At 63.8% G+C, this 24,831-nt stretch carries 25 protein-coding genes; 16 read left to right on the top strand and 9 right to left on the bottom strand.

All coding sequences use genetic code 11. The annotated features are described in order from the left end of the window. The first annotated feature begins 194 nt into the window (after window positions 1–194). From urtA to ACEN9T_RS05070, 8 genes are all read left to right on the top strand, one after another. On the top strand, window positions 195–1,430 hold the full coding sequence (gene urtA, locus ACEN9T_RS05035) for an urea ABC transporter substrate-binding protein (RefSeq protein ID WP_413705687.1): 1,236 nt from the start codon (window positions 195–197) through the stop codon (window positions 1,428–1,430). Window positions 1,431–1,517: 87 nt separating this feature from the next. After that, on the top strand, window positions 1,518–2,435 hold the full coding sequence (gene urtB / locus ACEN9T_RS05040) for an urea ABC transporter permease subunit UrtB (RefSeq protein WP_092970962.1): 918 nt from the start codon (window positions 1,518–1,520) through the stop codon (window positions 2,433–2,435). Window positions 2,436–2,445: 10 nt separating this feature from the next. Further along, window positions 2,446–3,582: an urea ABC transporter permease subunit UrtC gene (urtC, locus tag ACEN9T_RS05045; protein ID WP_092970961.1), complete on the top strand. Its 1,137-nt coding sequence runs from the start codon at window positions 2,446–2,448 to the stop codon at window positions 3,580–3,582. A gap of 14 nt (window positions 3,583–3,596) precedes the next feature. Next, window positions 3,597–4,358 carry an urea ABC transporter ATP-binding protein UrtD gene (gene urtD, locus ACEN9T_RS05050; RefSeq protein ID WP_092970960.1) on the top strand — a complete coding sequence of 254 codons (762 nt, stop codon included), beginning with the start codon at window positions 3,597–3,599 and terminating at the stop codon, window positions 4,356–4,358. A 15-nt stretch (window positions 4,359–4,373) separates the two neighbouring features. Further along, window positions 4,374–5,063, top strand: coding sequence for an urea ABC transporter ATP-binding subunit UrtE (urtE, locus tag ACEN9T_RS05055; protein WP_413705688.1), 690 nt, complete (start codon window positions 4,374–4,376; stop codon window positions 5,061–5,063). A gap of 25 nt (window positions 5,064–5,088) precedes the next feature. Next, window positions 5,089–6,111: an aliphatic amidase gene (locus ACEN9T_RS05060; protein WP_413705689.1), complete on the top strand. Its 1,023-nt coding sequence runs from the start codon at window positions 5,089–5,091 to the stop codon at window positions 6,109–6,111. 26 nt (window positions 6,112–6,137) lie between these two features. Then, window positions 6,138–7,319, top strand: coding sequence for a formamidase (gene fmdA / locus ACEN9T_RS05065; RefSeq protein WP_092970958.1), 1,182 nt, complete (start codon window positions 6,138–6,140; stop codon window positions 7,317–7,319). Between the two features lie 65 nt (window positions 7,320–7,384). After that, window positions 7,385–7,684 carry an FmdB family zinc ribbon protein gene (locus ACEN9T_RS05070; RefSeq protein WP_092970957.1) on the top strand — a complete coding sequence of 100 codons (300 nt, stop codon included), beginning with the start codon at window positions 7,385–7,387 and terminating at the stop codon, window positions 7,682–7,684. Between the two features lie 102 nt (window positions 7,685–7,786). On the opposite strand, the gene ACEN9T_RS05075 is transcribed toward ACEN9T_RS05070, so the two are convergent. Next, window positions 7,787–8,815 (bottom strand): MerR family transcriptional regulator, encoded by a 1,029-nt coding sequence (locus tag ACEN9T_RS05075; RefSeq protein WP_413705690.1) that lies wholly within the window; start codon window positions 8,813–8,815, stop codon window positions 7,787–7,789. A 226-nt stretch (window positions 8,816–9,041) separates the two neighbouring features. Here ACEN9T_RS05075 and ACEN9T_RS05080 point away from each other — a divergent pair, with 226 nt between their 5' ends. Next, window positions 9,042–10,856: an EAL domain-containing protein gene (locus ACEN9T_RS05080; protein WP_092970955.1), complete on the top strand. Its 1,815-nt coding sequence runs from the start codon at window positions 9,042–9,044 to the stop codon at window positions 10,854–10,856. Window positions 10,857–10,872: 16 nt separating this feature from the next. Here ACEN9T_RS05080 and ACEN9T_RS05085 read toward each other — a convergent pair whose 3' ends face one another. After that, on the bottom strand, window positions 10,873–11,625 hold the full coding sequence (locus tag ACEN9T_RS05085; protein WP_092970954.1) for an autoinducer binding domain-containing protein: 753 nt from the start codon (window positions 11,623–11,625) through the stop codon (window positions 10,873–10,875). 943 nt (window positions 11,626–12,568) lie between these two features. On the opposite strand from ACEN9T_RS05085, the gene ACEN9T_RS05090 reads away from it, so the two are divergent. The 3 genes from ACEN9T_RS05090 to ACEN9T_RS05100 all read left to right on the top strand — a co-directional run bounded on the left by ACEN9T_RS05090 (window position 12,569) and on the right by ACEN9T_RS05100 (window position 16,869). Further along, entirely contained in the window at window positions 12,569–13,987 is a 1,419-nt protein-coding gene (locus ACEN9T_RS05090) for a discoidin domain-containing protein (protein WP_413705691.1), read from the top strand. A gap of 188 nt (window positions 13,988–14,175) precedes the next feature. Further along, entirely contained in the window at window positions 14,176–15,828 is a 1,653-nt protein-coding gene (locus tag ACEN9T_RS05095; protein ID WP_413705692.1) for an alkaline phosphatase D family protein, read from the top strand. A gap of 27 nt (window positions 15,829–15,855) precedes the next feature. Continuing rightward, window positions 15,856–16,869, top strand: coding sequence for a 2-dehydropantoate 2-reductase (locus tag ACEN9T_RS05100; RefSeq protein WP_413705693.1), 1,014 nt, complete (start codon window positions 15,856–15,858; stop codon window positions 16,867–16,869). Here the strand turns inward: ACEN9T_RS05100 and ACEN9T_RS05105 are convergent. Genes ACEN9T_RS05105 through treA form a run of 4 tightly spaced genes read right to left on the bottom strand, consistent with a single transcriptional unit; the run spans window position 16,866 to window position 19,904 of the window. Next, window positions 16,866–17,558, bottom strand: a complete 693-nt coding sequence (locus tag ACEN9T_RS05105; protein WP_413705694.1) for a Crp/Fnr family transcriptional regulator — start codon at window positions 17,556–17,558, stop codon at window positions 16,866–16,868. The genes ACEN9T_RS05100 and ACEN9T_RS05105 overlap by 4 nt on opposite strands. Then, window positions 17,555–17,947, bottom strand: a complete 393-nt coding sequence (locus ACEN9T_RS05110; protein WP_413705695.1) for a 2OG-Fe(II) oxygenase — start codon at window positions 17,945–17,947, stop codon at window positions 17,555–17,557. Before ACEN9T_RS05110 ends, ACEN9T_RS05105 begins: the two co-directional genes overlap by 4 nt. A 44-nt stretch (window positions 17,948–17,991) precedes the next feature. Continuing rightward, the gene (locus tag ACEN9T_RS05115; RefSeq protein WP_092970948.1) at window positions 17,992–18,255 is read right to left on the bottom strand and encodes a DUF2164 domain-containing protein; all 264 of its coding nucleotides are present in this window, start codon (window positions 18,253–18,255) and stop codon (window positions 17,992–17,994) included. Between the two features lie 35 nt (window positions 18,256–18,290). Then, window positions 18,291–19,904: an alpha,alpha-trehalase TreA gene (treA, locus tag ACEN9T_RS05120; RefSeq protein WP_413705696.1), complete on the bottom strand. Its 1,614-nt coding sequence runs from the start codon at window positions 19,902–19,904 to the stop codon at window positions 18,291–18,293. 233 nt (window positions 19,905–20,137) lie between these two features. Here treA and ACEN9T_RS05125 point away from each other — a divergent pair, with 233 nt between their 5' ends. The 3 genes from ACEN9T_RS05125 (at window position 20,138) to ACEN9T_RS05135 (ending at window position 21,827) form a co-directional block, all read left to right on the top strand. Beyond that, window positions 20,138–20,545: a VOC family protein gene (locus ACEN9T_RS05125; RefSeq protein ID WP_092970946.1), complete on the top strand. Its 408-nt coding sequence runs from the start codon at window positions 20,138–20,140 to the stop codon at window positions 20,543–20,545. A 24-nt stretch (window positions 20,546–20,569) separates the two neighbouring features. Continuing rightward, window positions 20,570–21,136, top strand: a complete 567-nt coding sequence (locus tag ACEN9T_RS05130; RefSeq protein ID WP_413705697.1) for a helix-turn-helix domain-containing protein — start codon at window positions 20,570–20,572, stop codon at window positions 21,134–21,136. An 82-nt stretch (window positions 21,137–21,218) separates the two neighbouring features. Further along, entirely contained in the window at window positions 21,219–21,827 is a 609-nt protein-coding gene (locus ACEN9T_RS05135) for an HD domain-containing protein (protein ID WP_413706599.1), read from the top strand. Window positions 21,828–21,903: 76 nt separating this feature from the next. Here ACEN9T_RS05135 and ACEN9T_RS05140 read toward each other — a convergent pair whose 3' ends face one another. From ACEN9T_RS05140 to ACEN9T_RS05150, 3 genes are all read right to left on the bottom strand, one after another. Next, window positions 21,904–23,076 (bottom strand): GGDEF domain-containing protein, encoded by a 1,173-nt coding sequence (locus tag ACEN9T_RS05140; protein WP_413705698.1) that lies wholly within the window; start codon window positions 23,074–23,076, stop codon window positions 21,904–21,906. A gap of 190 nt (window positions 23,077–23,266) precedes the next feature. Further along, window positions 23,267–23,593, bottom strand: a complete 327-nt coding sequence (locus ACEN9T_RS05145; protein WP_175537084.1) for a hypothetical protein — start codon at window positions 23,591–23,593, stop codon at window positions 23,267–23,269. Window positions 23,594–23,666: 73 nt separating this feature from the next. Beyond that, window positions 23,667–24,017, bottom strand: coding sequence for a hypothetical protein (locus ACEN9T_RS05150; RefSeq protein ID WP_092970943.1), 351 nt, complete (start codon window positions 24,015–24,017; stop codon window positions 23,667–23,669). 231 nt (window positions 24,018–24,248) lie between these two features. On the opposite strand from ACEN9T_RS05150, the gene ACEN9T_RS05155 reads away from it, so the two are divergent. Further along, window positions 24,249–24,806, top strand: a complete 558-nt coding sequence (locus ACEN9T_RS05155) for a chorismate mutase (RefSeq protein WP_254775619.1) — start codon at window positions 24,249–24,251, stop codon at window positions 24,804–24,806. Window positions 24,807–24,831: the final 25 nt, after the last annotated feature.

Raw genomic sequence — 24,831 nt, forward strand, 5'->3', positions numbered from 1 at the left:
CAAGTTCCGTTCCGCCCTCGCACTCGGCCGGTCCACCCTTGTGATGTCGTCGTGTTTTTGATTGCGGATGGCTGCGCCGCGCAATGCGGCCGCGCTGTACGTCGGTTGACGTATTCCGGCAATCGGGGCTCCCGCCTAGGCTTGCCTCCATGCCTGCTCACAACGACCACCATCCGCAACCGGGAGAAACCACGATGTCACGCCACCCCTCGCGCCTTCGGCGCCTCGCCTTGTGTCTTGCCGTCATGCCACTGCTGGCGACGCCGCTTGCCGCGCTCGCCCAGTCGCACCCGACCGCCAAGGTCAACACCACCAAGCTTGCCGTGACCGACACCGAGGTCACGGTCGGCCAACTGCATTCGGCCACCGGCACCATGGCGATCAGCGAGACCGGATCGATCCAGGCCGAGCGCCTGGCAATCGACCAGATCAACGCTGCGGGCGGCGTGCTGGGCCGCAAGATCAAGATCATCCAGGAGGACGGCGCATCGGACTGGCCGACCTTTGCCGAGAAGGCGAAGAAGCTGCTCGAAGCTGACCGCGTCGCCACCGTGTTCGGCTGCTGGACCTCGGCCTCGCGCAAGGCCGTGCTGCCGGTGTTCGAGAAAGACAACGGCCTGCTGTACTACCCCACGTTCTACGAGGGGCTCGAGCAATCCAAGAACGTGATCTACACCGGGCAGGAAGCCACGCAGCAGATCCTGGCCGGGCTGGATTGGGTGGCCAAGGAGAAGAAGGCCAAGACGTTCTATCTGGTCGGCTCCGATTACATCTGGCCGCGCACGTCGATGAAGATCGCGCGCAAGCACATCGAAAACGTGCTGCACGGCGAGGTGGTCGGCGAGGAGTACTACCCGCTGGGCAACACACAGTTCGGCTCGCTGATCAACAAGATGAAGCTGAAGAAGCCCGACGTGATTTTCGCTGCCGTGGTGGGTGGTTCCAACGTAGCCTTCTACAAGCAGATGAAGGCCGCGGGCGTGACCGCCGACAAGCAGACACTGCTGACGCTGTCCGTCACGGAAGATGAGCTGCTCGGCATCGGCGGCGAGAACATGGCCGGCTTCTACGCCTCCATGAAGTACTTCCAGAGCCTGGACAACCCCAACAACAAGAAGTTTGTCGAGGCCTTCAAGGCCAAGTACGGCGCGAAGGCTGTCATCGGCGACGTCACGCAGGCGGCTTACCTCGGCCCGTGGCTGTGGAAGGCGGCGGTGGAAAAGGCCGGCAGTTTTGACGTCGACAAGGTGGTCGCGGCCTCGCCCGGCATCGAGTTGAACACCGCGCCGGAAGGCTACGTGAAGGTGCACGCCAACCACCACCTGTGGAGCAAGACGCGCATCGGGCAAGTGCAGACGGACGGCCAGTTCAAGGTCGTCTACGAATCGGGTCTGATCGAACCGAATCCGTTCCCGAAGGGTTACCAGTAACCCGCCGTAGACGCGGTCCGGCCGCAGCACGGTTTGCAAGCCGGACGGACCGCTTCCCACCGCATCCATCGTCTTCGTGGAGCCGCCATGACCTCGTTGTCGGAATTCGGGGCGATCTTCGCCATGCAGGGCTTCAACGGCCTGTCGTTCTTCTGCGTGCTGCTGCTGATGGCACTGGGCCTGGCCATCATCTTTGGGCAGATGGGCGTGATCAACATGGCCCATGGCGAGTTCCTCACCATCGGCGCCTACACCACGTACCTGCTGTCGACGCTCACCGCCAGCTACGCGCCGGCACTGCAGCCTTACTACTTCTTCGCGGCCGTGGTGCTGTCGTTCGTCCTGGCAGCGGCTATCGGTTACGTAGTCGAGCGGTTGATGATCTCGCGGCTCTACAACCGCCCGCTCGACACGCTGCTCGCCACCTGGGGCCTGAGCCTGGCCATGCAGCAGGCTTTCCGCTCCATCTTTGGCGCCAAGGAGGTCAGCCCCACGCTGCCGGACTGGTTGATGGGATCGTTCTCGCCAGGCGGCGGCATCGATATCCCGATCAACGGCCTGTTCGTGATGGCCCTGACCACGCTGCTGACCGGTGCGCTGTTCCTCCTGCTGTTCCGCTCCCGCTGGGGCCTGCAGGTGCGTGCCACGGTGCAGAACCGCGTGATGAGCGGTGCGGTCGGCATTGACACGCGGCGCGTGGACCGCATGACGTTCGCACTCGGTTGTGGCGTGGCCGGGGTGGCGGGCGCAGCGTTCACCACCATCGGTTCGACCGGCCCGACATCGGGGTCGCTGTACATCGTCGACACCTTCCTGGTGGTCGTGTTCGGTGGCGCGCAAAGCCTGCTGGGCACCATCGCGTCGGCCTTCACCATCGCCCAGACGCAATCGACCACCGAGTTCTTCCTCACAGGCTCGATGGCCAAGGTGCTGACGCTCTCGGCCGTGATCCTGATCCTGATGATGCGGCCCCAGGGGCTGTTCTCGGTCAAGGTCCGCAAATAAGGAGTCCGACATGAACCCCACGCTTCATTCATGGCTAGAGCGCAAGCGCGACTGGCTCGGCCTGGCCGTACTCTGCGCCGTCATCTTCGTCGTCATGCCGCTGGCGTTTGATGTATTCCGCCTGAACCTGATCGGCAAGTACCTCAGCTACGCCTTCGTGGCCGTCGGCCTGGTGCTGTGCTGGGGCTACGGCGGCATCCTGAGCCTTGGCCAGGGCGTGTTCTTCGGGCTCGGCGGCTATTGCATGGCGATGTTCCTCAAGCTCGAAGCATCCGACCCAGTCAGCACCAAGATCCAGTCCACGCCCGGCATTCCCGACTTCATGGACTGGAACCAGCTGACCGCCCTGCCGTTGTTCTGGGAGCCGTTCCGCCACTTCGGCTTCGCGGTGGTCGCCGTGGTGTTGGTGCCCACGCTGCTTGCACTGCTGATCGGCATCGCCATGTTCAAGCGGCGCGTGGGCGACGTGTATTTCTCCATCGTCACGCAGGCCATCGCGGCGATCCTGTCGATCCTCATCATCGGGCAGCAGGGCTGGACGGGCGGCGTCAACGGCATCACCGATCTGAAGACGCTGCTCGGCTGGGACATCCGCACCGACTCCGCCAAGCTGATCCTGTACTTCGTCACCGCCGGCCTGCTGGTGGGCTGCATCGTGCTCGGCCGCTTCATCCTGCGTTCCAAACTCGGCCGCCTGCTGATGGCGATGCGCGACAAGGAAGAGCGCGTGCGCTTTTCCGGTTACGACGTCGCCAGCTTCAAGGTGTTCGTGTTCTGCGTGGCGGCGGCCATGTCGGCCATCGGCGGGGCGATGTTCACGCTGCAGGTGGGCTTCATGTCGCCGTCGTTCGTCGGCATCGTGCCGTCGATCGAGATGGTCATCTATGCCGCGGTGGGCGGCCGCCTGTCGCTGCTGGGCGCGGTGTACGGCACGCTGCTCGTCAATTTCGGCAAGACGTATTTCTCTGAGTCCTTCCCGCAGCTGTGGCTGTTCCTGATGGGCGGCCTGTTCATTGCAGTGGTCATGTACTTCCCCAACGGCCTGGCCGGCCTGTACGACAGCCACGGCCGCAAATGGATCGCACGGCTGCTGCAAGGCCGCCGCACGGCGGCAAAACCGGCGCCCAGCGCCACCGCGCAAGGCTAAACGAGGAGCCCACCATGACCCAACCGATCGGCGTGGAAATGCCCAAGCCCGTGCTGGCGATCGAAGACCTGACGGTGTCGTTCGATGGCTTCAAGGCGGTGGACAGCCTGAACCTGTATGTCGACCGCAACGAAGTGCGCGTGGTGATCGGCCCCAACGGCGCGGGCAAGACCACGGTGCTGGACCTGATCTGCGGAAAGACGCGCGCCACCTCCGGCAGCATCCGCTTCAACAACCTGGAGCTGACGAAGATGCGCGAGCACGACATCGTGCGCTCGGGTGTCGGCCGCAAGTTCCAGACCCCCTCCATCTACGAAAACCTGACGGTGTTCGAGAACCTGGAGATGTCGTTCCCGCGCGGGCGCAAGGTGCTCGGGGCACTCGCCTTTCGCCGCACGCCCGACGTGGTGGAACGCGTGGAAGCGGTGGCCCGCGACATCTTCCTGAACGAGCTGCTGCACCAGCAGGCGGACCTGCTCTCGCACGGGCAAAAGCAGTGGCTGGAGATCGGCATGCTGCTCATGCAGGAGCCGGAACTCGTGATGCTCGATGAACCCGTGGCCGGCATGAGCGTGTCGGAACGCGAGAAGACAGCCGAACTGCTCGGCCGCATCAGCCAGGGGCGGTCGGTGCTCGTCATCGAGCACGACATGGAGTTCGTCAAGAGCATCGCCCACCGCGTGACCGTGCTGCACCAGGGCAAGGTGCTGGCCGAAGGCAGCATGGATGCGGTGCAGGCCGACCCGAAAGTCATTGAAGTCTATCTGGGCCATTGAGCCCCGGAGCCGCACATGTTCAACGTGACCGACCTCGTTTCCGGATACGGCCAGAGCCAGGTGCTCCATGCCCTCAACCTGCAGGTGGCACCGCAGGAGATCGTGGCCGTGATGGGCCGCAACGGCATGGGCAAGACCACGCTGTTCAAGACCCTGATGGGCATTCTTCCGACGCGCTCGGGCAGCGTGTCGATCGACGGCCAGGAACTGACGACCCTGCCCTCGTTCCAGCGCGTGGCGCGCGGCATCGCCTACGTGCCGCAGGGCCGCATGATGTTCTCGAGCATGACGGTGCTGGAGAACATCCAGACCGGTCTGCCGGCGTCTGCCGGCGGGCGCGTCCCGGACGAACTGTATGCGCTGTTTCCCGTTCTCTACGACATGCGCGGGCGCAAGAGCGGGAACCTGTCGGGCGGCCAGCAACAGCAGCTCGCCATTGCGCGTGCATTGGCCACCAACCCGAAGGTCCTGCTGCTGGACGAGCCGACCGAGGGCATCCAGCCGTCGATCATCAAGGACATCGCACGGGCGCTGAAGGAGATCCGCAAGCTGCGCCAGCTCACCATCGTCGTGTCGGAACAGGTGCTCAGCTTCACCCTTGATGTTGCCGACCGCTTTCTCGTCATCGACAAAGGGCGCTTCGTCTACGAAGAAACGCGCGACAAGGTCGATGCCGCCACCATCAGCCGATACCTCTCGGTTTGACTCACCTCACACCATAGGAGCAAGCATGCGTCACGGGGACATTTCAAGCAGCCAGGACTGCGTTGGCGTGGCCGTCGTCAACTACAAGATGCCGCGCCTGCACACGCGCGCCGAGGTGCTGGAGAACGCGCGCAACATCGGCCGGATGCTGGTCGGCATGAAGCAAGGTTTGCCCGGGCTGGACCTCGTGGTGTTTCCCGAATATTCCACCCACGGGATCATGTACGACGACGCCGAGATGTATGAGACGGCGGCCACCATCCCCGGCGACGAGACCGCCATCTTCGCTGCGGCATGCCGCGAGGCGAAGGTGTGGGGCGTGTTCTCGCTCACCGGCGAGCGTCATGAAGACCACCCGAACAAGGCGCCCTACAACACGCTCATCCTGATGAACGACCAGGGCGAAATCGTGCAGAAGTACCGCAAGATCATGCCGTGGTGCCCGATCGAGGGGTGGTACCCCGGCGGCTGCACCTACGTATCGGAAGGCCCCAAGGGCCTGAAGATCAGCCTGATCATCTGCGACGACGGCAACTACCCCGAGATCTGGCGCGACTGCGCGATGAAGGGCGCTGAGCTGATCGTCCGCTGCCAGGGATACATGTACCCGGCCAAAGAGCAGCAGGTGATGGTGTCCAAAGCCATGGCGTGGATGAACAACGTCTACGTGGCGGTCGCCAATGCGGCCGGTTTCGACGGCGTGTATTCGTATTTCGGGCACTCGGCCATCGTTGGATTCGACGGCCGCACGCTGGGCGAATGCGGCACCGAAGAGATGGGCATCCAGTACGCCGAGCTGTCGGTCGGGCTGATCCGCGATGCGCGCAAGCACCTGCAATCGCAAAACCATCTTTATAAGCTGCTGCACCGCGGCTACACCGGCACCATCAACTCCGGTGAAACACCGGAAGGCGTGGCCGCCTGCCCATTCGATTTCTACAAGACCTGGGTGAACGATCCGGCCGCCGCGCGCGCGCAGGTCGAGGCCCTCACCCGCCGCACCGCCGGCACGCCCGAATGCCCCATCGATGGCATCCCCCACGCCTGACGCCACTTCCCTGAGGAGAAACCACCATGCAGCATTTCAAGATCCAGCCCGGCAAGCCGCTGGCAGAGCAGGCCGAACTCGGCCACAACCGCTGGCATCCGGACATCCCGTTCCTTTCCAAGGTCAAGCCCGGTGAAGAGATCATCATCGAATCGCTGGATTTTCTCGACGCGCAGATTCGCGACGACGACAAGGTCGACGACGTGCGCAATGTCGACCTGACCCGCGCGCATCCGCTCACGGGGCCCTTCTACATTGAAGGCGCGGAGCCGGGCGACCTGCTGGTGGTGGACTTGCTCGACATCAAGCCCGTCACGCCGATCGGCTTTTCTGGCGTGTTCGCAAAATCCAACGGCGGCGGCTTCCTTGCGGATTATTTTCCCGATGCCGACAAGGCCATCTGGGACTTGAAAGGCGTCTATGCCACGTCGCGCCATATTCCCGGGGTCCGGCTGGCCGGCCTGACGCACCCTGGGTTGATGGGCTGCCTGCCCTCCCGCGAACTGTTGGACGAATGGAACCGCCGCGAAGCACCGCTGGCCGCCAAGGGCCTGGCCCAGCCGCCCGACCCGCGCACCGCCGTGCTGCGCGGCGTTTCCGGCGCGGAATTCGATCGCATGGCAGGCGAGGCTGCGCGCACGGTGCCGCCACGCGAGCACGGCGGCAACACCGACATCAAGGACCTGTCGATCGGCACCCGCATTTTTTTCCCGGTGTACGTCAAGGGCGCCGGCTTCTCGATGGGCGACCTGCATTTCTCCCAGGGCGACGGCGAAATCGGCTTCTGTGGCGCGATCGAAATGGACGGCGCCACGCGCGTCGGCTTCGACCTCATCAAGGGCGGCATGGCCAAGTACAACCTGAGCGCGCCGATCTTCATGCCAAGCCCCGTCAAGCCGCGCTACGACCAGTGGCTGACCTTCGAGGGCATCAGCGTAGAAAACGGCACCAACTACTATCTGGATGCCACCGTCGCCTATCGGCAAGCGTGCCTGAAGGCCATCGACTACCTCACGCACTTCGGCTTCACCGCCAGCCAGGCCTACATGCTGCTGACGGCTGCGCCGGTGGAGGGACGCATCGGCGGCATTGTCGACATCCCGAACTGCGCCTGCACGGTGTCGATTCCCACGGCGATCTTCGATCAGGACATCACCCCCAAGGGCATGCTGAACGACAAGTCGCACTGGGGCCGCAAGCCCGACTGACGCTGAGGGTCAATATGCGCCGGCCATGGCCGCACCGCTACGGCCGGCGCTGCACGGAGGCATGCATGCCGCTATACGACATCCGCTGTACCGCTTGCGACGGCATTTTCGAACGGTTGATTCCGGCTGCGAAACTGCACGCGCCCACACCCTGCCCCTATTGCGACGAAGACACGCCCGCCGCGCCAATGCCGACCGGGGGGCGCGTTGCATTGAAGTCAGTTTCACGCTGGCAACCCAGTTCTCTGCATGAGCAGTTGGCGGGCAAACCGATTACGGGGCCGGGCAGCGCGGGTGGCTCTGGCCGCCGCAACAGCGTCCTCCATGTCTGCGGCGGAAAGCACTGTTCGATCTGCGGTGTGTGAGCCCAGACGCTGGCGCCTGATGGTGGCCTCTTGCATACACAACATCGCGCGACCAAGGCGCCTGCCTGACCCGCAGACGCCTCGGATTGCGCAAGCGGCGGCTTACGCTGCCGCCTTCAAACCTTCCATCGCCTCACGCACATACGCGATGAGGTCCGGGCCCATCCACGGGCTGGCAGATAGTTCGGGCTCCCGCTCCATCGCCAGGCGCACCTTCGCCTGCGTCTGCGGATCGTCTCCCGCATATGAGCGGAACAATTCGATCCAACGCCGCGCAAGCTGCTGCGTGGCAGGCGCATGCGCCGGCGTGCCCTTGGCCAGATGCTGCCGCACCTCTGCAATCAGGGTCGGCCACTCGTTGGCGCGTTTGCCGAAGTTCTCGCGCATGAACTGCAGCTCTTGCGCCGACAGATACTTCGCGTAGATCGCCAGCTTGCTTTCGTTGGCCGCCTCCATGATGAAGTCGAGCATCTCCAGGCTGATTCCGGTGCGCTCCTGCAACGCCGGCTCGTTGATGTGCATCGTGTGCAGCTTGGCCGTAAGGACCGGGTCCAGCGCCGCGTCCTGCGCGAGCAGCGCCATCCATTGCTTGGCGAGCGCTTGCGCCTCGCTGCTGCGTGAGGCCACCTGGCGCGTCATTGCATCCTGCACGGTCGACACCAGCGCCGCCCACCGTTCATGACGCGCCGTATCGGCGTCCATGCGTTCGGCGCGGGCACGTTCTTCCTGCGAAAGATATTTGTCGTACATGGTCATCCATTCCAAGGTTGTGAGCCACTCGGTCAATTCGGGCTCCTCCTTGCGCACGAGCTGGCCGTGCAGCCGCGACAGCCGATCGCGCAGCACGCTGGCCTGCGTGATCTGCTGATCGAGCATCGCGATCTGCCGTTCCACGATCGTGGTAAAGGGGATGTCCGGATTGGCCAGGAAAGCCCCGACATCGGCCAGCGACATGCCGAAGCGCCGCAACGCCTGGATCTTGTGCAGGCGGGCGACGTCAGCCTTGTCGTACAGCCGGTAACCGCTGTCGGAGCGGGCCGAAGGCGTGAGCAGGCCGATGGTGTCGTAGTGATGCAGCATGCGCACCGAGAGGCCGCAGCGTTTGGCGAGATCGCCCACTTTCAACAACATGGTGGCTCCTGTCTTCTGGCTTGGACACAGGCTAGGACCTCACACAATGTGAGGGTCAAGCACGGCGTGAATGGACGGCAATAGGCAGCGCCCCGTGAAGACGCAGGCGCATCCTGCATTCTGAACCAGGCCCCTCTGTGGTGGGGAACATGCCCCGCGAACCCGCGCGGCTGCGTGCGTCACAAAAAGTTCATTCAACTCTGTGTTCAGCGGGTCGTATAGCGGAATGTCCGATCTTGCGTCTGCCGCCAACGTCATGACTTTCTCACCGCTTCCCTTGCCCGCGGGCATTGCGCCCGAGATGCTGCGCACGGTGTTCCAACCGATTTTCCGCCTGTCCACCACCGAGGTGCTCGGCTACGAAGCCCTGCTACGCGGGCCGGTGGGCTCGGCCATGGAATCGCCGGCGGCCCTGTTTGCCGCAGCCTCGGACACGGCAGGCACGATTGCCCTGGAGACCACCGCCGCGCGTCTGGCCATCGCCAATTTCTCGGCCATGCGCTTGCCGGGCAAGCTGTTCCTGAACTTCAGCGCGCAAGGCGTGCGCCAGTTGCTGCAAGACCACGCCCGCCTGCTGCACGCGATTGCCGATCACGACCTGCACCCCTCGCGCATCGTCATCGAACTGACCGAGCAAACGCCCATCGATGATCTGGCGAGCTTTGCCGAGGCGCTGTCGGTAGCACGCGACTTTGGCCTGCAATGCGCGCTGGACGATTTCGGCACCGGCAATGCCAACCTGAACCTGCTGATCGAACTCACGCCCGACTTCATCAAGCTCGACAAGTATTTCCTGCGTGACATTGCCAAGCATCCGGCCAAGCTGGACATGGCGCGCACGCTGCAACAGACGCTCAAGGGCGGCGCGACCAGCATCATTGCCGAAGGGCTGGAGACCGAGGACGAACTGGGCGTGGTGCGCGACCTGGGCATCCGTTTCGGCCAGGGCTTTTTTCTTGCGCGCCCGCAGGACAAACCCGCGAGCGACATGTCGAGCCAGGCAGCCCGCGTGCTGCAGTCTTCGCAGATTGCGGTGTTTCCGCAGGCGGTTCGCGTGGGCTGGCGCGCCATCACGGCCAGCAAGCTGCTGCGCGTCGCTCCCACGCTGCCCTTGCGCAGCAGCAACGACGACGTGCTGCACCTGTTCAACCGCCACCCCGATCTGCACGCCGTGGCGCTGCTCGACGAAGGCGAACGCCCGCTCGCGCTCATCGCACGCCGAGCGTTCATCGACCGCTATGCGATGCCGTATCACCGCGAGCTGTACGGCAAGAAACCGGCGTTGGCGTTTGCCAACCGGCAGCCTGTGCTGGTGGAAAAATCCGCCTCGCTGGAGGACATGTCGGCGCTGCTGATGAGCGAAGACCAACGCTACCTGACCGATGGTTTCATCATCACGGAGCACGGCCGCTACCTGGGCCTGGGCACCGGTGAAGAGCTGGTGCGCACCGTGACCGAAATCCGCATCGAGGCCGCACGCTACGCCAATCCGCTCACATTCCTGCCGGGCAACATTCCGTTGAACCTGCACATTGAACGTTTGCTGGAAGCGCACGCTGAATTCTATGCATGCTACGTGGACCTGAACCACTTCAAGCCCTTCAACGATCAGTACGGCTATTGGCAGGGCGACGAGATGCTGAAGATGGCCGCCGCCGTGCTGGCCACCGCATGCGAGCCCACGCGCGATTTTCTCGGCCATGTGGGTGGCGACGATTTCCTGATCCTGTTCCAGAGCGCCGACTGGCACGCACGCATCACGCAGGCGATGACGGCGTTCAACGCCAACGCGCTTGCCATGTATACGCCGGCTGACCGCGCGGCAGGCGGCATCCATGCGGAAGACCGCAAGGGCCTGCCGGCGTTCTTCCGCTTCGTGACGATGGCGGTGGGCGCGCTGCACGTGCACCCCGGCGCCGCGCACAACAGCGATGACATCGGCACCGCCGCCGCCCTGGCCAAGCGGCGCGCCAAGCAAAGCGATAACGGTTTCCATCTGGAAGCCATGCACCCCGCCCCTGCCGCGCGGGCCATGGCCTGACATCTCTGCGCCTGCGCTACAGCATCGCGGGAATCAGCCCGAGCAACGCGGCCTTTACCACGGCATGCGTCTTGTTGGCGGCATTGAGCTTGGTGATGGCGTTGCGGATGTGGAAGTTCACGTTGCGCTCGGTCATTTCCAGGATGGCCGCGACTTCAGCCGCCGTCTTACCTTCGGCCGTCCAGTGCAGTGTCCGCCGTTCAATCTCTTTCAGGCGCGTGGCGGCATCGGGCAACACCTTTTCGGCCATCAGCGTGCCGATGCTGGCGTGTGCGCGCTGGCTCAGCCAGATCATTTCAGGCTCGCTCGCGGCCAGTTCGTCTTCGGTGATGGGCGTGGCGCGGCGCACCAGGCTGAAGGTACCGAAGATGCCGGTGTGATCGCGAATGGTGTGCGACCACCCGTGGTTGAGCCCGTGGCGGCGCGCGTCCATCCAGAACGGCGCGTCTGCCGTGGCGATGCTGGACCACAGCATTGGCTTGACGCAGCGCTGACCAAACTGCAACACGGGGTCGATAGCCAAGTAGCCGCACACCCGGTAGTGCTCGCGCCAATGTTCCGGGTAGGTGCTCCAGCAGATGGTGTTGAAGCGCGTGATCGGAATCGCTGCACGCAGGGCGTAGGCGCAATAGTCGAAGCCGAGCAGAGTCACCGCCGGTTGCAGGCTACGGATGACAGCATCGGCGTCGCGCAGTGCATTCAGCTCGCGCAGCAATGCCGCACGCCAGGATGTTGCATAGCCAAGCGGCAATTGGTTGTGAACGCCCATCCCATCGGCCTCCAAAACACGCGCTGAATCGCCATACCGGTGCCCACTCCAGCTAACCGGCTTCCCTCAATTCAAATTTGGCGAAAAGCGCGATCAGCCTTGCGTTTTGCTGAGGCAGTCGTTGGCGTGCCGGAACTATACATAATCCGAAACGAATTGCGCGCCCCGCATAGCGCATGCAATTAGTAGATTTTCTCGAATATTGGAATAACGCAATACAGCAATAAATTATCTGATAGCCAAATGGCTTTGCGCAAAAACACACCCATTATTTAAATCTGCTATTTATGTTCGGCATGTCGCCGTCGGCATTGCCATCTCCCCACGGGACGCGTCCTTCTTGCAGGGCCTGGGTAGGCGGAATTCGTATCGTCGGCTTCCGTCATCGCTTGCCTCCACTGCCGCGGGTGCATCTTCATGCGCATAGCCGGATTGCAGTGCCGACAACGCCGCAAAGCGCGCGCCGACGCCACATTGCGGTGATGCGGAGGTGCGACACACAGCAAGGATTGCACCTCGGTGACGCGACAAAACGTCGCAGTAAAAATAACAATAATGACGTTTCACGTGCAGTTTGATCAACGTCGCAAAAAATTGACGTGTCAGATTTACACGCACATGTGGCGATTCACTACCACGGCAGAGAATTAGGGCAAGAACGGCTTTCTTATTGGGGTTTCGCAGTGTCAGCGAAAGCCTTACAGTCTGGTCCGCGACTCGCCCTCTCGATGTAGTCGAGACCCCGACAAGAAACACGACGGTACGAAGCAACAGGGTTTTTTGGCGCGTCTTCATCCTCGTCACTCCCCCGGTTTGTGGCGCTTTTTCAAATCCGGATGCCCCGGAATTGGCGGAGCTTTGCCCAAATTCAAAAAAGTGACGTGGACTTAATGCGGCGGCTGCCCCCGCCCCACTGACCCATTTGCATAGGAAGTCCCGTTTCATGCGCTCCACTCTGATTTCTCTTGGCCTTGTCGCCACCGCGGCCCTCGGTCTGTTCTCTGCCGGTGCCCAGGCCAACTGCGTTGCCAATCCGCCCACGCAATCCAACACGACGTTCCCCGCCAGCCTGACTGGCAAGCTCGCGTATCACAGCTACGTCAGCTACGGCGATGGCACCAGCCAACTCTTCATCTACGATTTTTCGGCACGCACGCTGCAGCAGGTGTCGAAGGCGGCCTGGGGCATCCAGGACCCGATGAACGCGGTGTTCAGCCCTGACGGCAAGTGGATCGCCTTCATGGGCATCATCAACAATGCGTGGAACGTGTTCTTCTGGCAAGTCGGTTCGACCAACATGCCGATCAACCTGACCAACAGCACCGGCCAGACGCGCAATGAAGATCCGAAGTTCAGCACCGACGGAAAATCGCTGTTCTTCAAGCAGAACGGCGATGTCATGCAGGCCGCGCTGTCGTACACCAGCTCAGGCCCCGTCTTCACCTCGACTGTGAACCTCACGCGCACGGCACCGACATTGGAAAACTCGATGCCGTTTGCCACGCCGGACGGCACGGCCGTCTACTACACCACGGGCACGGGCTCGGGCATGGGCCTTTACAAGCAGACCGTGGGCAGCACCACCAAGGTGGCGTTTGACACGCCGGCGGGCCTGGCGACGTACTACCCGATCGTGCGCGCGGACGGCACCGTCTTCTATGCCCGCTGGCACGACGCTACCAGCCAGGCCGACCAGATCTACACCAAGGTCAACCCAAGCGACACGCCCAACCAGCTCACGCTCAACGACTGCAACAGCAACAACTCCGACCCGTCGCCCGTGAACGGCACGAACTACGTGTTCTTCTCGTCGACGAGCGCCGGTGGCTACCAGCTCTACCTGGGCGATGCGAGCAATGGCCAGCGCTGGAGCCTGTCGCAGTTTGGCGTGAACTCGGACACGACCAAGGCGAAGCTCGGCTCGAACTACTACCCGGGCACGCCGACGGCCGCAGCACAGGCCATCACGCTGCTCTCGCAAGGCAAGCCCGCCAGCGCGTCCACCAGCTACAGCGCCAGCCTCGGCCCGGCCTATGCGTTTGACGGCAACACCACCAGCACGCGCTGGGATTCGGTGGAAGGCGTTGCCGGCGCGCAATGGCTGATGGTGGATCTGGGCTCGACCCGCACCATCACCGGCGTTGACCTGTATTGGGACGCAGGCGCCAAGGTCTACTACATCCAGACCTCGAATGACGGCGTGACGTGGACGAACATCTACTCGACTTCGAGCGGCGCTTCGTGGGGCCACACATCGCTGGCCAACCTCAAGGGCAGCGGCCGCTATGTGCGCATGTACGGCACGCAGCGCGCTACGCAGTGGGGTTACTCGCTGGATGAAATGCAGGTGTGGGGCTACTAAGCGGCAGCTCCAGTATCAGCATCGCCTGACATGACAAACGCCCCGGTGGCTTCGGCCATCGGGGCGTTTGTCATTGGTGCGACGAGCCGACCGCATTGGGGCCTACCCCTAAATTGTCAAAAGCTGAACATTCAGCCTGCGCAGGGCTCGGCACGATGGCGTCTCCGCACCACGCCAGAGGATGGACGATGCCCTCCCATAAATCGCCGCATACCCCCGCGCACGGCATGAGCCGGCGCGATTTCCTGACGCTAGGCACTGCCGCTGCCAGCCTTGGCGCGCTGGGCCTGAGCCTGCCGGAAGGCGCGCAAGCGGCCGACGCCAACTGGCATGCCGGCCAGCTCGCGCATCTGATTCCGGCGGCGAGCCACGACCGCTTTCTCATCAAGGCGTCGTTCCAGGCACCGCTTGCACGTGCGCCATGGCTAGTGGTCAACGGCAAGCGCGTCGCCGGCGAACGAACCGATGCCGCCGGTCGCTTCTGGCGCTTTGATGCGCGCGGCCTGCAGCCCGCCACCCAATACACGCTGCGCATTGTCGATGCAGGCGGCAAGCCGCTGGCCGACGCGTGGCCGCTGCGTACATTCCCCGCGCCCGACGCCACGCCCGCACAGCTGCGCATCCTGGCCTACACCTGCGCTGGCGGTTTTGACGGGCCGCCGGTGGCCGGCAAGACCGCATGGCTGGACATGACCGCCCGCCGCCGCCTGCTCGCACGCGGGATGTCGTTCGCGCCCGACACCGTCATCGCCAACGGCGACCACATCTACTGGGATCTGCAGACCTCGCAGAACAAGCCCTTCGCACGGCAGGTGCGCGAACTGATGTGGGAGAAGTTTGGCGGCGCGCTCGACACGGCTGTGCCGATGTCGCACCCGAAGAACGAAGCCATCTTCACACGCGTTTGCGACTACCAGATCAGCGGGCTGTACGGCACCACGCTGCGCTCCACGCCCGCGTATTTCCTGACCGACGATCACGACACGTTCGAGAACGACGAGTTTGACGACAAGGTTGCCACCCTGCCGCCGGAGCCTTACGGCCTGGTGGGTGCAGAGCTGACGCAACATCGCTACTACCCCGAGTTCCTGCCCGACACGAACCGCCCCGTGTGGCTGCCCGGGGGCGACAAGGCCGGCATGCCCGTCGACACCAACAGCGCCTTCGGCACGCTGCGTTACGGCGCGTTGCTCGAAGCGGTGCTGTACGACTGCCGGCGCTTTCTCGACAACAAGGGCATCCATGCACGCGTGGTGCCGCAATGGGTGGAAGACTGGCTCGTGGCACGCACGCGCGCTGAAGACACCGCGCATTTCTTCCACGTGCCGTCGCTGCCGTTTGCGTATTCGTCGGGCAAGCTGGGCGACTGGTATCCGGATCTGCTCGACAGGAAGACCGGCCGCCTCGTGGCCAACCAGCCCAAAGCTGGCTGGCAAAGCGGTTGGTACGCGCAGCACCAGCGCTTGGTGGCTGCGCTTGCCCAGCAGAAACAGCGCGCGGCCGTGATCGTGCAGGGCGACTTCCATGCATCGGCAGTTGGGTCCATGTCGCGTTCGGGCGATCTGGCATTCGCACATCCCGTGCATACGGTCATGACCGGCACGCTCGGCACCGGCGACCTCGCCTTCCCCTCGGCATTCCGCAGCATCGAGACCACGCCGGCGCTGTCCGTCGCCATGCAGGAGGCGTTACGCCCGACTGAGAAAAACGGCTTTACCATCATCGACGTGACGCCCGAGAAGATGACCTTCTCGCTGTTCATGTGGCGCCCGCCCGAGCCGGTGGAAGCCATCGATACACTGCAGCCGGCGCTGGTGTACGAGGTGCCGCGCCTGGCTTGAGGTGCCAGCGCAACAACAAGGAGACGCATGGCGAAGATCTGCATCGTGGGGGCCGGCTCGATCGGCTGCTATCTGGGAGGCCGCCTGCTGGCAGCCGGTGCCCACGTCACGCTGGTCGGCCGCGCACGCATCGGCAACGAGTTGCGCGAGCACGGTCTCACCTTGACGGACTACCGCAACGGCAGCTGGCAGGTACCGCCGGCTGAGGTGCGCTTCGTGACAGACCCCGGCGCCGCTGCCGATGCCGATCTCGTGCTCGTCACGGTCAAATCTGCTGCCACGCAATCCGTGGCAGATGAGCTGCAGGCCGTGCTGCGCACGGGTGCCATCGTCATCAGCTTCCAGAACGGTCTTGGCAATGCCGACGTGCTGCGGGCCACTCTGCCGCAGCACACCGTGCTGGCGGGCATGGTGCCCTTCAATGTGATGCAGCCTGGCCCCGGCGCTTTCCATCAAGGCACGGGCGGTGAGCTGGAAGTGGCAGCGTCACCCATGCTGCAGCCGTTTCTGGGTGACTTTCTCCGCGCAGGTCTGCCGCTCACGGAACGGACCGACATGGCAGCCGTGCAATGGGCCAAGCTGCTGCTCAACCTGAACAACGCCATCAACGCACTGGCCAACCGGCCACTGAAGGAAGAACTATCGCAGCGTGCGTACCGGCGCTGCCTCGCCCTGGCGCAAATGGAGGCACTGCGGCTGCTGTCGCGTGCGGGCATCCAACCCGCCAAGCTGACGCCCATACCGCCCGCCTGGATTCCGCGCCTGCTCACCACGCCCGATGCGGTATTTGCGCGACTCGCCGGCAAGATGCTCGCCATCGATCCGCTCGCGCGTTCGTCCATGTCCGACGATCTGGGCGCCGGGCGCACGACCGAAGTCGACTGGATCAACGGCGAAGTGGTGCGCTTGGCCGAGCGCCTGGGGCAACGCGCCCCCGTGAACGCGAAACTGTGCGCGATGGTGCATGCCGCCGAATCTGCCGCCTCGCGCCCGAGCTGGTCGGGCATTGATCTGCTGGCGGCCTTGCGGGCTGCGGGTTAGTCGGCGCCGGCTTCGCTCGCGTCCAGCAACAACGCCATGTCCTGAATCTCGATGTGGCCATAGCGCAGTCGGATCGCGCCGAGCTTGACCAGCGCCTGCAGCTCCTTGCTCAGCGTCTGCCGGCTGATGCCCAACATCATCGCCAGCGCGTCTTGCGAGGTGGAGATGCTCGCGCGGCCTTCTGCCGATTGCGACACATCGCCGTGCGCCAGTGAAGCAATACGCCGTGCCACACGCGCCCGCGTACCGTGCAGCGCCGCACTCGCCAGCGAGCCATACGCCAGGCGCAAGCGCGTCGCCACCAGCCGCGCAATCGCTCCGGCAAATGCGGCATCGCGCATCAGTGCTTCAAAGCGCGCCACGCTCACCCCCAGCACGTCCGAATCTTCCAGCGCGATTGCGCAGTGGCCGCGCGGTTGTTGATCAAGCGTCGACACCCCGCCAAACCAGTTGCCAGGCTCCACCAACGTGAGGATGGCCTCATCTCCGTCAGCATTGAAGATGGAGAGCTTGAGCGCGCCGCTGGCCACGCCAAAGAACGCGTGCGAACCGGCGTCCATCGGATCGCCCTGGCGAAAGAGAAACGCGCCGGCTCCGATGTGCAGGGGCACCGCGGCTTCGAGCAGCGCATCGGCCGCGTGCGGCGGCAGGCTCTGGAACCAGGGGTTGGCGGCAAATGCGTGCGTCATGAGTCAGTTCCTGGCCCTCGAGCCCGCCGCCCTAACACCCACCCAACCGACAGCACATAGCGGCTGCCGCCCACCACGCGCGTCACGCTGTGCTCGCACGCATCGGGGCGAAACAGCTTGATGCGCCGGGTCTGGAAGATCGGGTTGGCGCAGACGAACTCGCCGCCCGCCCGCGGCGACTTCAGCACGATGTTCAGTCGATAGTGCCGGCCGTTCGTTACGGGGTCGGTATGCGGCGGAATTTCTGAACCGTCTGGATAGAGGATCAGGTAGCTATCGAACGGGATGGGCCACAGCGCGGTGGCCAGCAGCATCTTGTCGTAGCCGGTGCCCTGGCGGCCGCGCTGCCAGCGGAAGGCCGTGCCGAAGAATGCGCGCAAGGAAGACATGGAAGCGAAGCTGCCCGATGGAATCCGGGCATGGTAGCCGGGAACTATCGGCGCTTGTCGAATTTCTTCCAGTATCCGAACGGCTCCTGGTGGCACTCGTAGTCCAGCTCGGCCACACGCGTGTGCAGGCGTTCCTGCGCCTCCTGCACGGCGAGGTTGTAGACCACCGGGCCGATCTCTTCCAGAAAGAAACTCAGCAGCGCACCGGCCTGGATGTTGCCGATGCGCTCGTCCATCTGCTCGGTGAAGTAGCGCTGGATGGATTGAACGGCCTCTTCGCGGACGTCGCGGTCAAGTTCGATGGGCATGCGAGGCGCTCGTGGTGGCGGATGAAACCGCCAGCTTACTGCCCACGGCCATATGCATCCAGCAGCTTGAGAGTGACACCGTTGGTCCAGCCGAAGCCATCCTGCAACGGATACTCACCCCCGCCGCCGCCCGTGCCCGTTCCGTCGACGATGTATTTCTCGACGAGCTTCTGCTGGCTGGCGTAGAGCTGCTCGACGCTGCCGAGAAAGCGCTCGCCGATTGCCTGGGCGAGCGGTTGCCAGCCGTATCGCTGCGCACCACGCAGCGCGATCCATTGCAGCGGCGCCCAGCCGTTGGGGGCATCCCATTGCTGGCCGGTCTTGAAGGTGGTGGTGGACAGCCCACCCACCTGCAGCAGCGCCTGCTGCGTCCACTGCAATGTCTTCCACGCGCGGTCCGGCCGTGCGGCACCCACAAACAGCGGATACGTCATCGCGGCAGACTTGTTGTCGCGAATGCGGCCGAGCTGCCAATCGTAGTCTGCGTAGTAGCCAGCGGGGTGCCATAGATAGCGCTCGATGGCGACGGCACGTTTTCCGGCGCGCACGGAATATTCGACCGTGCATGCAAAATCGCGCGCCGCTGTGCAACCGCGCGCGATGGTCTTCTCCAGCTGGAACATCAGGCTGTTCAAATCCACCGGCACGATCGACGTGGTGCGGATGGTGCCTAGGGTGGCGTTTTCGCCAAACCAGCGCGAGCTGAAATCCCAGCCGCTTTCAGCCGCTGCGCGCAGGTCGCGCCAGACTTCGTTGGCAGGGCGCGCGGGTGTTTGCTGCGCTGTGGTCACGTCTTGCAGATAGGACTCGGGGCGCGGGGTGTCCTGGTCGTCCCAGTAGCGGTTGAGGACAGTGCCGTCGCGCATGACGACGACGTTGCTGCTCGCCTGCCCTGCGGGCGTAGTCGAGGCGCCGCGCATCCAGTACGCATACTCCTTGCGCAGTTGCGGCAGGTAGCGCTTGAGCGCCGTATCACCCTCCTGCTGCGCGGCCAGCTCGACCATGAACGCAAAGAACGGCGGCTGCGAGCGGCTCAGATAATACGTGCGATTGCCGTTGGGAATGTGGCCGAACTGATCAATGGCATAGGCGAAGTTGTCGAGCATGTTGTCGACCAGGTCTTCGCGGCCGGCCTCCTGCAGGCCGAGCATGGTGAAGTAGGTATCCCAGTAGTAGCCCTCGCGGAAGCGGCCGCCGGGCACCACGTAAGGCTTGGGCAGCGGGATGAGCGAGCTGTTGTCAGGGGCGGTGGTCGTCGTGCGCGTGAGCGCCGGCCAGAGCCAGTCGATGTGCGCGCGCAAGGACTGCCCCGCGGGCGGTGTCACGGGCGTCTCCACCGGCGGCGTGAAGTACTGATCGACAAACGCCTTGAGCGAGAAACCCGGCACGTTCTTCTGTACTTGGTATGCCTGCAGGATCGCGGCCGGTGCGGCTTTGGGCACGGCATCGACAAACGTCTTCTGATCCGGATACACCTGCGCGGTCTGCACGGCCACGAACAAGTCGCCGTAAAGCTTGTCGGGCGACGGCGGCAGCGCGGCACCCACGCCCACATCGGCCAATGCGGACGACGCCGCAAAACCGAACGCCAGCCATGCAGCAACATTGGCCGCACGGCGCCGGATCAAAAAGTGAGCCTGTCGATGCATCGTCATCTCCTGCCTGGTGGACGGAAAGCCAGTCCAGAAAAGGAGACGCCCACAGCGTTGTCAAATCGACAGGTTTTGCGCAAAACGGCGGCGTACCGAAGCGCAAGAAATGGCGCCGTATTGGACTCTGCGGGCAAGCAACTTGCTGATGTGCGGCGATGCTTTGCAGGCGGGCATGCGTGGCCTATCGTCTAACCATACGCTTGCATCGCAAGCTACACCGGGGAGCCCGCATGCGCATCGAACTGAACCACACCATCGTCTGGTGCCGCGACAAGCAGAAGTCCACGCGCTTTCTACGCGACATCCTCGACCTGCCCGAGCCGGTCCCGTTCGGACAGATGCTGGTCGTCCCGCTATCGAACGGCGTGTCGCTCGACTTTTTCGACAGCGATGCGCCCATCGCCATGCAGCACTACGCCTTTCTCGTCAGCGACACCGAATTCGAGCAGGCGTTCGCCCGCATCCAGGCGAAGGGGCTGACGTACTGGGCGGACCCAGCCAAGAAGCGGCAGGGCGAAACCTACGAGCACAACGGCGGGCGCGGGGTGTACTTCGACGATCCAGATGGGCACTTTCTAGAGATCATGACGCGGCCGTATGACCTCGGTTCGCAAGCTCCCATACCATCAGCAGTTTGACGGTCCATCTGCGCCTTCGCCAACATGGTCAATTCTCCACTTGCCCAACGCCCGCTCGGGCCAATGTTGCGGCGCTGGCGCACCCTGCACCGCATCAAGCAGTTGCACGCAGCTGAACTGTTTGGCGTCACGCAGTCGACCATCTCACGGTGGGAGGCCGGCATGCAAGACATGGCGCCGGACGAGCGCCTGCGGGCGGAATCGCTGCTACGAGCGCGCCTCAGTTCGTCCGCCGATCATGCGCTGGCCAGACTGATCGATACACACACAGGCGCGATGCACCTCGTCTGCGATCTCACGCACCGGCTGCTCGCAAGCTCACCGGCACGCGCAGCCGAATTCGGCCGGCCGATCGTGCAACTGATCGGACACTCACTATGGCGCTACGCAACGGAGGCCATCGCCCAGCGGGAAGCGTCGTTGGATGCGCTGGGCTGGTATGACGATCTCGCCCCGCCGGGCGTGGAGTTCAGCACCGGGGCCAACGATTCCGTTGTCGTGCCGATTCGCCCAAGCGTGTGCCGCTGGACACGTATGACGCTCTCTGACGGCACGGCCGTACGCCTTGTGGAAACACTGCGATCGGACTAAATCCGGTTGCGCGCATGTTTCATGCGTGGACAGCGCTTGGCCAAACGCCTAGGCTCAGCCGATGAACGAACGCTCCCACATCATGACCACCGACACCCTGGTCGCCCGGCTTGATTTCCTGCGCGAAGCCGAGCGTCTTAAGAACGTGCTGCGCAGCGGCCACACGTCAGTAGGCCGCCCCGAGAGCACTGCAGAACATAGCTGGCGTCTGAGCCTGATGGCCATCGTCTTTGCCGATGCGCTGCAAGACCTCGATCTCTTGAAGGTGCTTCAACTGTGCGTGGTGCACGATCTGGGTGAAGCCATCCACGGCGACGTCCCGGCCATCCATCAACACGCGCACCCAGACAAGAGCGCGCAAGAGCGCTGTGACCTGTTGCAGCTCACACACATGCTGGACACCCAGGTGCGCAACACCCTCGTCAGGCTGTGGGATGAATATGAAGCGGCGGCTACGCCGGAAGCACGGGCCGTGAAGGCGTTGGACAAGCTGGAGACCATCCTGCAGCACAACCAGGGCGCAAACCCCCCGGACTTCGATTACGCATTCAACCTCGGGTATGGGCAGCGCTACATGCAGGCCGCACCGTTGTTCACCACGTTGCGCGGGCTATTGGATGCGCAGACGCGCAAGCGGATGGTGGAAGCGACCAACGCTGCGGGCACAGGTGCCCCGCGCACCGCCTCATAGCACGCCTGCACGAAGGTGTTCTTCTACGGCACGGCGCAAGTCGGCGCTGCGTATTGCCGTGACCTTGCGCACAGCGCTACGCCACCGCAGCCACGTTGACCACATCGGCTGCGCAGATGCGGTTGCGCCCCCGGTGTTTGGCGTCGTACAGCGCACGGTCTGCGCGGGCGCTCAGCCGGTCGAACGATTCGCCGGGTTGCCACGCCGCCACGCCACCGCTGACGCTGTAGCAGCAAGACTGCGCTCCGGCCGAGACAACGTGCGTGGCAGCTGCCTTGCGCAAGCGTTCTGCGAGATGCATGGCGTTGCCGCTGTCTGTGTCGGGCAGCAGCAGCGCGAACTCTTCGCCACCGATACGCCCGAGCACGTCGGTCGGCCGTAACTGCGCTTGCGCCATCTGCACAAACGCGCGCAACACGGCATCGCCGGCGGCATGGCCGAGGGTATCGTTGATGCGTTTGAAGTGGTCCAGATCGAGAATCAGCAATGCCAGCGGCTTGGCGTGCCGCTGCACACGGCCGACATGGCGGCGTGCCAGCACCTCGAAGCCCTGGCGCGACAGCGCGCCGGTCAGGAAATCACGATTGGCGGCATCGCACGCGTCCGCCAGCAGTGCGTCATGCACCATCAACATGGCCGACATCGACAGGATGGGCATGATGGCCGCCGCCACCACGAGCAGCAGCACGCTGCCGGCGGTGGCAAACATGCTCGGGCTGGACGCCGCGCCCAGCGTCAGGAAATAGATGCCGCGTACGAGCTGACAGACGCCGAACACGAAAGCAATGACGGCCGTTACCCGGTACGGATAGGTCGGTCGACCGGCGGGCGAATGCCGCAACAGCATCCACACCAGTGCCGTGCAGAAGGCGGCCGAAAACAGCGTGGTCGAAAACACCCGCATGGGGATGCTATCGACGGCGTAGCGCCAGTAGATGACCGCCACTCCCACCGCCGTCACGCCTGCCAGTAGGATGGGCCACTGCGGGCGCCGTCCGAGAAACCGTGCGCAGCCCGCGTAGTACGCAGCACCACCGAGTGCCAACAGGACATTCGCCACAACAACCGAAAGGCTGTCGGGGATCTTCCCGCGCAGCAGGATCAACGGCAGCGCTAGCACCACGGCCAGATTGGCACCAAACCACTCGGCAATGCCAGGCTTGCTGGCGCGCAGCAACGAACCCAGCAGCCCCAGGAGCACAAAGCTCATCAGCGCCGACGTGGCAATGGCGACGCCTGGATCCAGCATGAGCACTCCCGCAAATCTTCTGTGGCGGGGATTCTACGAAAAGTGGCGCGTTGCGGACATCACCGGGTGGTGGGGCACGGCGCGCCTTATCACAGCCAAACTCAATCCTGGGCCGAACGCCGCAATTCAACTGCAGCTGGTCGCTTCTATGGTGACGGCAGCCCTTGCACGCAGGAACCGCCGCGCTAGGTCAGGGTTTGGGTCCGAGATCGTCTACGGCGTGTCCGCCGGTGGCCTGCAACGCGGCTTCGGCGGCGTCCACCTGTGCGGGCTCGGCCTCGATGGTCAGCAGAAAGCGCCCGCCGATCACGACGTTCTGGAATTTGCGCTCGTATGTCTCGGCATTTTCGCCACCGGCCTCGTGGTCGCCACAAAGAAAGTTGCCGCACACGGCACCCGCTTCGTCACCTTGATGTGACAGCGCGACGCGCTCCAGCGTGAGGCCGGTGTTCAACACGGCTTGGCGGGCCGCCTCAGCAGCGGCATGGTCTGTGAAGATGCGGACGATGGTCGGCATGGGGGTTCTCCTCGTCGTGGTGAACCCAGAGTTGACGCATCGGCCGTGCCCGGCGATGCGTCGGGCGACTGCCTCAGAACAGCGCCATCTGCCGCACCCCAAACCCGATGGCCTCTTCCACCCGCATGCGGGCATGCGTGAGCGACCCTTCGATGCCTGAGAGCGTACCGGCCAGCCAGCGGTAGAGCAGCGGAGCCTGACCGCGCGGGCTCAGGTGGATTTCACCGAGCTTCTTGCCGCGCTTGTCACGGTAGTAGTGGGAGCGGTAGCCGCGTTCCCAATGCGTGATCGGGCCGCGCCATCGGCGCAAGCGGCGGGGTTTGGTGGGGGGAGTTTCGGCTGGTGATGCCGACAGTGGTTCCTCCCAGCCGAAAGCGGGTTTGGCGAACAGCGGCAAACCTTCCAGATCGGGGTAAAAATCCATCGTCGTATGCTCAGCTAGCCGCGCCGCCGCAGGCTTTGCAGACAAAAACGGCGCGTAGGCCGCATGATACCTGGGTTTATGGCAGACGGCACGTGCAAACGCCCTAACGGCGCGCATCGGAACAACGTTGCACGCGCCAGACAGTAGACGCTTCGGTATGATGGCCGCTCCCAGTCTCATGACACGCGGCAATCGACCGGTACCAGCATGAAGAACGCCTTTAACACCTTGATGACACCCCGAATCGCCTGCGCCCTGTTGTTGGCGGCAAGCTTCGCCACCCAGGCTCACGCTCAGGAAGGCGCCTTCGCCCCGCTGCTCCGCCATCTGGCCGATCGCCTGGTCACCGCTGACCAGGTTGCGCTGAGCAAATGGGACAGCGGACAGTCGGTCTACGACCCGGCGCGCGAAGCGAAGGTCATCGCCAATGCTTCGGCGCAAGCGCCCGCTTACGGCTTGGCGGCCCCAGACGTGAGCGATGTATTCACAGACCAGATCGAGGCGAACAAGGAAGTGCAGTACGCCCTGCTGAACGACTGGCGACGGGCCGGTGCTGCGCCCACCGCGCAGCGGCAGAGCCTGCCGGATGTGATCCGGCCCAAGCTGGACGGACTGCAGAAATCCATCCTGCAAGCCTTGCGCGATGCTGCACCGGCACGCGGCCACGCGGATTGCCCGATGCAGGTGGCGAACGAAATCGGCCGTGTGGCGCAGGAGAAATCGCTCGACAGCTTGCATCGCATTGCACTGGACCGTGCAACCGCACGGCTGTGCACCACCACCCGCTGATCCAATAAAAAATAGCGCCGGCAGG

This window comes from Ralstonia sp. Ralssp110 (genome assembly GCF_047325135.1).
GTDB lineage: Bacteria > Pseudomonadota > Gammaproteobacteria > Burkholderiales > Burkholderiaceae > Ralstonia > Ralstonia mojiangensis.